This is a genomic window from Geodermatophilus sp. SYSU D00691 (assembly GCF_054050275.1).
The window spans coordinates 1-10,952 of record NZ_JBJGYZ010000016.1 but is presented as its reverse complement, the minus strand read 5'-3'; the positions used below and the strand labels follow the sequence as shown (position 1 = coordinate 10,952).

General features: G+C 75.0%; 12 protein-coding genes. 6 read left to right on the top strand and 6 right to left on the bottom strand.

Annotation, left to right across the window (positions count from 1 at the left end; all coding sequences use genetic code 11):
* Positions 1–109 precede the first annotated feature (109 nt).
* Positions 110–850, top strand: a complete 741-nt coding sequence (locus ACI797_RS13380) for a PIG-L deacetylase family protein (RefSeq protein WP_456859131.1) — start codon at positions 110–112, stop codon at positions 848–850.
* A complete protein-coding gene (locus tag ACI797_RS13375; RefSeq protein ID WP_456859130.1) occupies positions 847–1,146 on the top strand; it encodes a TfoX/Sxy family protein in 300 nt (99 codons plus the stop codon). The genes ACI797_RS13380 and ACI797_RS13375 overlap by 4 nt, the downstream gene beginning before the upstream one ends.
* Here ACI797_RS13375 and ACI797_RS13370 read toward each other — a convergent pair.
* From ACI797_RS13370 to ACI797_RS13360, 3 genes are read right to left on the bottom strand one after another with little or no spacing between them, the layout of a single operon-like run.
* Positions 1,134–1,928 carry an alpha/beta hydrolase gene (locus tag ACI797_RS13370; protein ID WP_456859129.1) on the bottom strand — a complete coding sequence of 265 codons (795 nt, stop codon included), beginning with the start codon at positions 1,926–1,928 and terminating at the stop codon, positions 1,134–1,136. The genes ACI797_RS13375 and ACI797_RS13370 overlap by 13 nt on opposite strands.
* A complete protein-coding gene (locus ACI797_RS13365) occupies positions 1,925–2,590 on the bottom strand; it encodes a response regulator (RefSeq protein WP_456539024.1) in 666 nt (221 codons plus the stop codon). The genes ACI797_RS13370 and ACI797_RS13365 overlap by 4 nt, the downstream gene beginning before the upstream one ends.
* On the bottom strand, positions 2,587–3,786 hold the full coding sequence (locus ACI797_RS13360) for an ATP-binding protein (protein ID WP_456859128.1): 1,200 nt from the start codon (positions 3,784–3,786) through the stop codon (positions 2,587–2,589). Before ACI797_RS13360 ends, ACI797_RS13365 begins: the two co-directional genes overlap by 4 nt.
* 134 nt (positions 3,787–3,920) lie before the next feature.
* Here ACI797_RS13360 and ACI797_RS13355 point away from each other — a divergent pair, with 134 nt between their 5' ends.
* From ACI797_RS13355 to ACI797_RS13345, 3 genes are all read left to right on the top strand, one after another.
* Positions 3,921–4,841, top strand: a complete 921-nt coding sequence (locus ACI797_RS13355) for a PspC domain-containing protein (protein ID WP_456859127.1) — start codon at positions 3,921–3,923, stop codon at positions 4,839–4,841.
* Positions 4,834–5,139 (top strand): hypothetical protein, encoded by a 306-nt coding sequence (locus tag ACI797_RS13350; RefSeq protein ID WP_456539027.1) that lies wholly within the window; start codon positions 4,834–4,836, stop codon positions 5,137–5,139. Before ACI797_RS13355 ends, ACI797_RS13350 begins: the two co-directional genes overlap by 8 nt.
* 96 nt (positions 5,140–5,235) lie before the next feature.
* Complete coding sequence (locus tag ACI797_RS13345; protein WP_456859126.1) at positions 5,236–6,000, top strand: META domain-containing protein; 765 nt, start codon at positions 5,236–5,238, stop codon at positions 5,998–6,000.
* Between the two features lie 43 nt (positions 6,001–6,043).
* On the opposite strand, the gene guaA is transcribed toward ACI797_RS13345, so the two are convergent.
* The 3 genes from guaA to guaB are packed head-to-tail and all read right to left on the bottom strand — an operon-like array spanning position 6,044 to position 10,303.
* On the bottom strand, positions 6,044–7,606 hold the full coding sequence (guaA, locus tag ACI797_RS13340) for a glutamine-hydrolyzing GMP synthase (protein WP_456859124.1): 1,563 nt from the start codon (positions 7,604–7,606) through the stop codon (positions 6,044–6,046).
* Between the two features lie 4 nt (positions 7,607–7,610).
* Complete coding sequence (locus ACI797_RS13335) at positions 7,611–8,783, bottom strand: GuaB3 family IMP dehydrogenase-related protein (RefSeq protein WP_456859123.1); 1,173 nt, start codon at positions 8,781–8,783, stop codon at positions 7,611–7,613.
* Between the two features lie 2 nt (positions 8,784–8,785).
* On the bottom strand, positions 8,786–10,303 hold the full coding sequence (gene guaB, locus ACI797_RS13330) for an IMP dehydrogenase (protein WP_456859122.1): 1,518 nt from the start codon (positions 10,301–10,303) through the stop codon (positions 8,786–8,788).
* A gap of 139 nt (positions 10,304–10,442) precedes the next feature.
* Here guaB and ACI797_RS13325 point away from each other — a divergent pair, with 139 nt between their 5' ends.
* Positions 10,443–10,835 (top strand): DUF5319 family protein, encoded by a 393-nt coding sequence (locus ACI797_RS13325; RefSeq protein WP_456859121.1) that lies wholly within the window; start codon positions 10,443–10,445, stop codon positions 10,833–10,835.
* Positions 10,836–10,952 lie beyond the last annotated feature (117 nt).

Genomic DNA, 10,952 nt, shown 5'->3' with positions numbered 1-10,952 from the left:
TGGCTCCGATCCCTGGTCGGTGGCGCAGCTGCGCCTGACCAGGACGTCGGCAGGACCGGCCGCCGGGTTCATCCCCCGGAGTGGTGAGGGCCCGCCTAGAGTCCGGCGGGTGACGAATCCGTTCGCCCGGCCGACGAAGCCCGCCGAGCACGTGGAGCGGGCGCTGTGCGTGCTCGCCCACCCCGACGACGTCGACTTCGGCAGCGCCGGCACGGTGGCCACCTGGGTGGACGCCGGCACCGAGGTGACCTACTGCATCGTCACCGACGGCGACGCCGGCGGCTTCGACGAGACGCCGCGGCACGAGATGGGCCCGCTGCGGCGGGCCGAGCAGCGGGCCGCCGCGGCCGCGGTGGGCGTCGAGGACGTGCGCTTCCTGGGCTACCCGGACGGCCGGCTGGAGCTGTCGCTCGACCTGCGCCGCGACATCAGCCGGGTGATCCGGCAGGTCCGGCCGCAGCGGGTGCTGACCAGCTCGCCGGAGCGCTTCTACGAGCGCATCGGGGCGAGCCACCCCGACCACATGACGGTCGGCGAGTCGACGCTGCGGGCGGTCTACCCCGACGCCCGCAACCCCTTCGCGTGGCCCGAGCTGCTCGCCGACGAGGGGCTCGAGGCGTGGACGGTCGCCGAGGTGTGGCTCGGCGCCAGCCCGCGCGCCGACCACGCCGTCGACGTCACCGACGTCGCCGACCGCAAGCTCGAGGCGCTGCGCCAGCACAAGAGCCAGGTCAGCCACGTGCCGGACCTGGACGGGTTCGTGCGCGGCTGGATGGCCCAGACGGCGCAGCGGTTCGACCTGCCGGAGGGCCGGCTGGCCGAGGCCTTCCACGTGGTCTTCACGGCATGACCGCCTGGGACGAGCTCGCCGACCGCGTGGTGGACGGCGCGGTGACCCGCGGCAGCATGTTCGGCTCGCAGGGCCTGCGGACCGGCCGCACGTTCTTCGCGATCTGGTGGCAGGAGCAGCTCGTGCTCAAGCTGCCCCCTGCCCGGCGCGACGCGCTGGTCGCCGGCGGGCAGGCCGAGCAGTTCGAGCCCATGGACGGCCGGCCGATGAACGGCTGGGTCGTCGTCGCCCCGTCGCCCGAGTGGCCGTCGCTGGTCGAGGAGGCCCGCGACTTCGTGGCGGCTCAGTCGAGCTGACCGGCCAGCTCGACGACGGCGCCCACCAGCTCCGGCCCGTCGAGCAGGACGGCGTCGTTGTGGTCGGCGCCGGGCACCTCGACCAGCCGGTCGAGCCCGGCGGCGGCGTCGGCGACGGCGCGGCTCTGCGCGGGCGGCACGATCGAGTCGGCGGTGCCCAGGACGACCACGGTGGGCGCCCGCACGCCGGCGATCCGCTCGGCCACCGGGAACCGGTCGCGCAGCAGCAGGCGAACCGGCAGGAACGGGTAGTGGTGGCTGCCGACGGCGGCCAGGTCGGTGAACGGCGAGCGCAGCACCAGCGCGGCCGGCGGGTGCTCGACGGCCAGCTCGGTGACGACGGCGGCGCCCAGGCTCTCGCCGTAGTAGAGCAGCGGCGCCCCGGTCTCCTCGAGCAGGAAGGCGCGGGCCGCCCGGACGTCGCGGGCCAGCCCCTCCTCGGTGGGGTCGCCGGGGTTGCCGCCGTAGCCCCGGTAGTCGAAGAGGAGCACCGTCAGCCCGGCGTCGTGCAGCGCCCGGGCCAGCGGCGCGCGCATCCCCCGGTGCCCGCCGTTGCCGTTGGCGACCAGCACCGCGGGTGCGCCGTCGTCCCCCTCGTAGAACCACCCACCCAGCCGCAGGCCGTCGGCGGTGGTCAGCTCGACCTCCCGGGCGCCGGCCGGCACGGGCCCGGGCGCCCCCTGCGGCAGGTAGACCAGCCGGCGCTGGAAGGCCCAGAACAGCCCGGTCACGACGACGAGGACCAGGACGAGGACGCCGACACCGACGAGCGCCCGTCTCACAGCAGCCGGTTGGTCGCCGCCCACCTCGTGAGCTCGTTGCGGTTGGACAGCTGCAGCTTGCGCAGCACGTTCGACGCGTGCGACTCGACGGTCTTCACCGAGATGAACAGCCGCGACCCGATCTCGCGGTAGGTGTAGCCGCGGGCCAGCAGCTGCATGACCTCGCGCTCGCGGGCCGACAGCAGGTCCAGCCCCGGATCGGTCGCCGGGTCCTCGGCCGGCGCCGGGGCGGCCGGCCCGGAGGCGGCGAAGGCGTCGAGCACGAACCCGGCCAGGCGCGGGCTGAAGACGACGTCGCCGTCGGCCACCCGGCGGACGGCGGCGAGCAGGTCGGCCCCGGAGATCGTCTTGGTGACGTACCCCCGCGCCCCGGCCCGGATGACCGCGATGACGTCCTCGGCGGCGTCGGACACCGACAGCGCCAGCCAGCGCACCGACGGCAGCTCGGCGCGCAGCGTCTCGAGCACGGTGCGCCCGCCGCCGCCGGGCAGGTGGACGTCGAGCAGGACGACGTCCGGGGCGGTCGCCCGGATGCCCTCGACCGCGCTCGGGACGTCGGCGGCCTCGCCGACGAACTCGACGTCGTCCCCCAGCTCGGCGCGCACGCCGGCGCGGACCATCGCGTGGTCGTCGACGACGAACACCCGCACCAGGTCGCTCACGCGGCCACCTGCCTCGGCAAGACGAGCTCCACTTCCGTCCCTTCTCCCACGGCCGACCGGATCTCCGCCGTGCCGCCCAGCCGGGTGAGCCGCCCGCGGACCGAGTCCTGCAGGCCGCGCCGGTCGTCGGGCACGGTGTCGGGGTCGAAGCCCTTCCCGCGGTCGCGGACGAACACCGACACCCCGCCCGCCCCGACCTCGGTGTAGAGGTCGGCCGACGGCGCACCGGAGTGCTTGGCCGCGTTGACGAGCGCCTCGCGGGTGGCGGCGCCGAGCGCGGCCAGGGCGTCGTCGACCGGGGCGTCGCCGACGACCACCGAGTCGACGGTGAGCGCGTGGTCGGCCTCGACCTCGGCGACGACCCGCGCCACCAGCCCGGCCCAGGTGCCGCCGGCGGCGACCTGCGGCTCGTAGAGCCAGGTGCGCAGCTCGCGCTCCTGACCGCGGGCGAGCCGGCCGACGGCCTCGGCGTCGTCGGCGTTGCGCTGGATCAGGGCCAGGGTCTGCAGCACCGAGTCGTGCAGGTGGGCGGCGACGGAGGCCCGTTCCTCCGACCGGATGCGCGCGGCCCGCTCGGCGTCGCGGGAGTCCAGCAGCCGCCGCCACAGCGGCGCGGTGGCCAGCACGATGCCGACGAGGATGACCAGGGTCGCGGCGAAGCCGTTGCGCGCGTTCGCCAGCTGGCCGGTGGTGGCCAGCAGCAGGACCAGCCCCGTCGCGCCGAGCAGGATCCCGCCGGCGAGCAGCCACCTGACGCCGGGCAGGGCCAGCGTGCGGTCGGTGTCCAGCTGCCGCCAGATGACCGCCAGGCCCGCGGCGACCAGGACCAGCGGCAGGACGACGTTGCCGTTGCCGAGCGAGAGCACCTGCCCGAACAGCGTGACGCCGAGGATGGCGAGCACCGCGAGGCCGACCAGCTGGCTCTTGCTGCGCTGCTTGCCGGGCGCCAGCGCCACGACCGGCTCCGCGCCGGGCTCGGCGACCGGCATGGTCAGCCAGAGCAGGCCGTAGAGGACGACGCCGATGCCCAGCGCGGCCAGGACGACGAACGCGGCGCGCACCAGCAGCGGGTCCTGCCGCAGGTGCGCGGCGGTACCGGCGGCGACGCCGGCCAGCACGCGGCCCGAGCGGGGGCGCGCCAGCGGCGGGCGGGGCGGCTCCCCGACGGCCGGGGTCCCCGCGACAGGGGTGGTCACGTTTCCGATGGTCGCACCGCTCCCCCCGCGCGGGACACCGGTGATCACCCGGGTCGGGGGCGGTTCCCGGGACCAGGGTCGGATGGGGGCGATCCCGGATGTCCACCGGCCCCCGCGGCGGGGAGGCTGCTGGCATGACATCCGCACCCCCTCCCGCTCCGCCGGTGGAACCACCGGCCGCCGAGCCCCCACCGCCGGAACCGGCGGTCCGCGCACCGTTGCGCCGCAGCGGCGACCGGATGCTCGGCGGCGTCGCCGGCGGCCTCGCCGAGTACAGCGGCATCGACCCGCTGCTCTGGCGCGTCGGCTTCGTCGCCCTCGCCTTCGCCGGCGGCTCGGGCATCCTCGTCTACCTGCTGCTCTGGCTGCTCATGCCGGGCGCCTCGGCGACCGGCCCCGGCCGGCGCGACCGGGCGCTGGAGCGGCGGCAGACCGCCGGTCCCCGTTCCCGGGTGCCGGGCATGACCATCGCCGGGCTGCTCATCGTCGTCGGCGCCCTGGTCCTGGTCACCCGGCTCACCGCCTGGGACGTCGACCCGGCCCGCTTCCTCGCCGCGGCGCTCCTGGTCGTCGGCCTCGGCCTGGTGGCCGCCGCGTTCAGCCGCGGCCGGCGCTCCCGGGGTGGCCTGATCGCCCTCGGCTCCCTGCTGTCGCTGGCCACGATCGCGGCGAGCGCCGCGCCGTGGAACTACGGCGGCGGGGTCGGCGAGCGCACCTACCGGCCCGCGGTCCCGGGCGACGTCCGGCCGCTCTACGAGCTCGGCGCCGGCGACATGACCGTCGACCTGTCCGACGTCGACCTCACCGACGTCGACGACCCGATCCGCCTGCGCATCGAGCACGGTGTCGGCGACCTCGACGTCCTCGTCCCCTACTCGGCCGACGTCGTCGTCCGGGTCGACCAGGGCATCGGCGACGTCCAGGTCTTCGCCGGCGAGGGCGGCCTCGACTCGCTCGACCCCGGTCGCGGTGCCACCTGGAGCGACGACGGGCGGGCCGAGTTCGTGATCACCATCGAGTCCGGAGTCGGAGACGTGGAGGTGCAGCGTGCCTGAGCCCGACTACAGCGAGTTCCCCACCACACCCACCGCCTGGCAGGAGCGGGCCTGGCAGGAAGTGATGCCCCTGGCGCTGGAGGACCCGGCGCCGCCGCCCCCGCCGCAGCGCCGCAGGGTCGACCTGGTCGCCCTGGTGCCGGGAGTCCTGTTCACCGTCCTGGCGCTGGTCACCCTGGTCGGCGTGACCTTCCCGCTCTCGGTGTTCGAGGACGGCGGACTGCTCTGGATCGTGCTGATCGGCGCCGGCGTCCTGCTGCTGGCCCGGGAGCTGCGCAGGTCGCGCGAGAAGCGCTGACACCGCAGGAGCGGACGTCACGAGGGCCCGGGGAGCTTCGGCTCCCTGGGCCCTGCTGCTTGCGCGGCGGGATCCCCGCCCGCGACGCTGCACCGCGTGGTGCGGACGGCGGTGCTCCTGGTCACGGGGCTGCTGGTGCTCGCCGCGTGCGGCGGCTCCGCCGGGTCGCCGCGGCCCGACGTCCTCGGCAGCTGGGAGCTGGTGTCGGGCAGCGCCGGCGGAGCGCCCCTCCCCCGGCCGGCCGGCGTCGTGGCGACGCTGGTGTTCGGGGACGGGGAGCTGTCGGGGCGGTCGTTCTGCAACCACTTCTCCGGCACCTACCGCCTGGACGACGGCGCGCTGACCGTCGAGGGCCTCGGCGGCACCGAGATGGGCTGCGACCCCGACGTCATGGCGGCCGAGACGGCGTTCGTCTCCGCGCTGGGCTCGGTCGACCGGGCGGCCCTCGAGGGGTCGGAGCTCGTGCTCACCGGGACCGGCGTGGCCCTGCGCTTCCGCGAACCGGCGCCGGTGCCCGACCGCGAGCCGGCCGGCACCACCTGGGTGCTCGACACCCTGGTCGACGGCCGGTCGGCGTCCTCCACGGTGTCGACCGCCGAGCCCGGGACGCTCCTCCTGGCGCCGGACGGCTCGCTGACCGGCTCCACCGGCTGCAAGCCCTTCCGCGGCACGTGGTCCGCCGACGGCGACGTCCTGACCCTGGTGGTCGACCGCGACGACGTCGGGTGCCCCGAGGGCCTGGGTCGGCAGGACGAGCACGTGCTCGCCGTGCTCGACAGCGGGCCGACCGCCGCCGTCGACGGCGACCGGCTCACCCTCACCGCCCCCGACGGCCGCGCCCTCGGCTACCGCGCCGGGTGATGCGGAGTCCCAGGGCCGCGTTTTCCCCGCCCTGGGACTCGGCTCATTCCCACTCGATGGTGCCGGGCGGCTTGCTCGTGACGTCCAGGACGACGCGGTTGACGTCGGGGACCTCGTTGGTGATCCGGGTGGAGATCCTCGCCAGGACGTCGTAGGGCAGGCGGGTCCAGTCGGCGGTCATCGCGTCCTCGCTGGACACCGGGCGCAGCACGACCGGGTGCCCGTAGGTGCGCCCGTCGCCCTGCACGCCCACCGAGCGGACGTCGGCCAGCAGCACCACCGGGCACTGCCAGATCTCGGTGTCCAGCTTCGCGTTCGTGAGCTCCTCGCGGGCGATGGCGTCGGCCCTGCGCAGCACGTCCAGCCGCTCGCGGGTCACCTCGCCGACGATGCGGATGCCCAGCCCCGGCCCGGGGAAGGGCTGCCGCTGCACCAGGCGGTCGGGCAGGCCGAGCTGGCGGCCCACCTCGCGCACCTCGTCCTTGAAGAGCGTGCGCAGCGGCTCGACGAGGGTGAAGGTGAGGTCCTCGGGCAGCCCGCCGACGTTGTGGTGGCTCTTGATGTTCGCCGTCCCGGTGCCGCCCCCGGACTCGACCACGTCGGGGTAGAGCGTCCCCTGCACCAGGAAGTCGACGCTCTCGCCGTGCGCCTGGGCGTCGGCGACGACGTCGGTGGCCGCCTGCTCGAAGACCCGGATGAACTCGCGGCCGATGATCTTCCGCTTCTCCTCCGGGTCGCTGACCCCGGCCAGCGCGGAGAGGAACTGCCCGCTCGCGTCGACGACCCGGAGGTCCGCCCCGGTGGTCGCGGCGAAGTCCCGCTCGATCTGCTCGGTCTCCCCCGCCCGCATCAGCCCGTGGTCGACGTACACGCAGGTGAGCCGGTCCCCGATGGCGCGCTGCACCAGCGCCGCGGCGACCGCGGAGTCGACCCCGCCGGACAGCGCGCACAGCGCCCGCCGGTCGCCGATCTGCTCGCGGATCGCGGCCACCTGCTCGTCGACGACGTTGCTCATCGTCCAGGTGCGCTCGAGGCCGGCGATGTCGAAGAGGAAGTGCTCGAGCACCGACTGGCCGTGCGAGGTGTGCCGCACCTCGGGGTGGAACTGCACGCCGGCGAGCTTGCGGTCGACGTCCTCGAACGCGGCGACCGGCGCCCCGGTCGAGGTGGCCGTGACGGTGAAGCCGGGCGGGGCCTCGGCGACGGCGTCCCCGTGGCTCATCCACACCGACTGCTGCACCGGCAGGCTGCCGAACATCCGCGACTGCGTGGTGACGGTCAGCGGGGTGCCGCCGTACTCCCGGTCGCCGGTGTGCGCGACCGTGCCGCCGAGCGTCTGCGCCATCGCCTGGAAGCCGTAGCAGATGCCGAACGCCGGGGTGCCGGACTCGAACAGCGCCGGGTCGACCTGCGGGGCGCCGGGCGCGTAGACGCTCGACGGCCCGCCGGAGAGCACGATCGCGGCCGGCTTGCGGGCGAGGATCTCCTCGGCCGGCGTCGTCGACGGGACGATCTCGGAGTAGACGCCGGCCTCGCGGACCCGCCGGGCGATGAGCTGGGCGTACTGCGCGCCGAAGTCGACGACCAGGACGGTCGGGAAGTCCACCCGCTCAGCCCCCTAGGCTCTGCTGCCCGGGGGCCCCCTCCCGGGGGGTCCCTCCCCCTAGGACGAGGTCGACCCGCTGGAACTCCTTGAGGTCCCGGTAGCCGGTCTTGGCCATCGTGCGGCGCAGCGCGCCGAAGAGGTTGGTGCGGCCGTCGGCCTCCTCGGCCGGGCCGAGCAGCACCTGCTCCAGCGAGCCGGCCGGCGGCAGCGGCGCCGAGGCGCCGCCCCGGGGCAGCCGCGGGTGCGCGGCCACCGAGTCCCACCACACGCCGCCGCCGGGCACCTCGCGGCCGATCCGCAGCGGCTCGCCCAGCTGGACGGCGTCGGCGCCGCAGGCCAGCGCCCGGGCGATCGACCCGCTGGTCTCGATCCGGCCGTTGGCGATGACGTGCACGTAGCGGCCGCCGGTCTCGTCGAGGTAGTCGCGGCGGGCGGCCGCGGCGTCGGCGATCGCGCTGGCCAGCGGCACCCGGATGCCCATGACGAGGTCGGTCGTGGAGAAGCTGTCGGCGCCGACGCCGACGATCACGCCGGCCGCGCCGGTGCGCATGAGGTGCAGCGCGGTGCGGTAGTCGGCCGCGCCGCCGACGATCACCGGCACGTCGAGGTCGGCGATGAACTCCTTGAGGTTGAGCGCGTCGCCCTGGGTCGTGACGTGCTCGGCGGAGACCACGGTGCCCTGGATGACCAGCAGGTCGACCCCGGCGGCCAGCGCCGCGGGGGCGAGCTGCTCGGTGTGCTGCGGCGAGACGCGGACCGCCGTCGTCACCCCGGCGTCGCGCACCTCCCGGATCCGCGCGGTGACCAGGTCGGGCTTGACCGGCTCGCAGTAGACCTCCTGCAGCAGCGCGACCGGCGGGCCGGCCTGGCCGGCCGCCTCGCGCAGCTTGCGGTACACCGGCAGCGGGTCCTCGTAGCGGGCCCACAGCCCCTCGGCGTTGAGCACGCCGAGGCCGCCGGCCTGCCCGACCGCGATCGCCGTCTCGGGGCTGACCACGGCGTCCGAGGGGCTGGTGACCAGCGGGATGTCGAAGCGGAAGGCGTCGATCTGCCAGGCGGTCGAGACGTCGTCGACGTCCCGGGTGCGCCGCGACGGCACGATCGAGACCTCGTCGAGGTCGTAGCCGCGGCGGGCGAAGCGGTTGAGGCCGATCTCCACGGTCTCGCGCACGGGCATCGTCACCGCCCCCGGTAGTTGGGTGCTTCGACGGTCATCTGGATGTCGTGCGGGTGGCTCTCGACCAGGCCGGCGGAGGTGATCCGGGTGAGCCGCCCGTGCTCGCGCAGGTGGTCGATGGTCGGCGCGCCCGCGTAGCCCATCGACGCCCGCAGGCCCCCGACGAGCTGGTGGGCGACGCCGGCGAGCGGGCCGCGGTAGGGCACCTGGCCCTCGATGCCCTCGGGGACGAGCTTGTCGTCGGAGAGGACGTCGTCGGCGAAGTAGCGGTCGCGGCTGTAGGACTGGTTGCCGCGCTTCTGCATGGCGCCCAGCGAGCCCATGCCCCGGTAGGTCTTGAACTGCTTGCCGTTGACGAAGACCAGCTCACCGGGCGCCTCCTCGACGCCGGCGAACAGCCCGCCGATCATCACGGTCGACGCGCCGGCGACCAGCGCCTTGGCGATGTCGCCGGAGTACTGCAGCCCGCCGTCGGCGATGACGGGGACTCCGGCCGGGCCGGCGGCCAGCGACGCCTCGTAGACGGCGGTGACCTGCGGGACGCCCACGCCGGCCACCACGCGGGTGGTGCAGATCGAGCCGGGGCCGACCCCGACCTTGACCGCGTCGGCGCCGGCGTCGACGAGCGCCTGGGCGCCGGCGCGGGTGGCCACGTTGCCGCCGACGACGTCGATGCCGCCCTCGCCGCCGAAGTCCTCCTTGACCCGGGCGACCATCTCGAGGACGGCGCGCTGGTGGCCGTGCGCGGTGTCGACGATGAGGACGTCGACACCGGCGTCGACGAGCAGGCCGGCGCGCTTGTAGGCGTCGTCGCCCACCCCGAGGGCGGCGCCGACGACCAGGCGGCCGTCGGCGTCCTTGGTGGCGTGGGGGTACTGGTCGCGCTTGACGAAGTCCTTGACGGTGATCAGCCCGCGCAGCCGGCCGGCGTCGTCGACCAGCGGCAGCTTCTCGACCTTGTGCCGGGAGAGCAGCTGCAGCGCGGTGTCGGCGTCGACCCCGACGGGTGCGGTCACGAGCGGCATCGGCGTCATCACGTCGCGGACGAGCCGGTTCTTGTCGGTCTCGAACCGCATGTCGCGGTTGGTGCAGATGCCGACCAGCACGCCGTCGGCGTCCACGACCGGCGCGCCGGAGATGCGGTAGCGGGCGGAGAGCGCGTCGAGCTCGGCGAGGGTGTTGTCCGGCGAGGCGGTCACCGGGTTGGTCACCATGCCGGCCTCGGAGCGCTTGACCAGGTCGACCTGGCCGGCCTGCTCCTCGGCGGCCAGGTTGCGGTGCAGGATGCCCACGCCCCCGACCCGGGCCATGGCGATCGCCATGCGGGCCTCGGTGACGGTGTCCATCGCGCTGGAGACGAGGGGGACGGCGAGGCGGATCCGGCGGGTCAGCCGGCTGCTGGTGTCGACCTCGTTGGGGACGACGTCGGACGGCCCCGGGATGAGCAGGACGTCGTCGTAGGTCAGGCCGAGCGGAGCGAACTTCGCCGGCAGCTCTGGCACGCGGTCGTCGGGCTGCATCGTCGGCGGCCACCCCTTCGCTCGTGGGTCCCGTGGCGGCGGGCGCGCCCCTGGCCGGGCGCGGAGGGACCGCACACGATCGTAGGCGGCGCCGTGGAGGGGGCGGTCTTTCCCCTGTCGGCGCACTACCGTGGAGGCCGTGAACAGCTGGGACGACGCATCGGGAGACTTCGGGCGCGACGACCGCCCGGGGCCGCCGCCGCTGACGATGGAGGAGCGCGCCGGCGTCCTCGACGACCTCGCCGAGCTCGAGGTGTTCCGCACCCTGCTGGAGCCGACGGGCATCAAGGGGATCGTCGTCGACTGCCCGGACTGCGAGGAGGAGCACCACGTCGACTGGGCGCTCATGCAGGCCAACCTGCGGCAGCTGCTCGAGGAGGGCCAGACCGGCCGGCACGAGCCGCCGTTCGACCCGAACCCCGACGACTACGTGAGCTGGGACTACGCCAGCGGGTACGCCGACGGCGTCGCCGCGGCCGCCGAGCACGAGGAGGACGGTCAGCCCCGCGGCCGCCACGCCCGCGAGGACTAATGGGGGCTTACCGGGCCTCGCCATCTCTGGCAGGTTCGGTGCCGGTAGCGGCCGGTGGGTCAGCACTTGCAAGGACGGGAATCGCTGAATTCCTAGGCTCAGACCGTGCGCCCACCG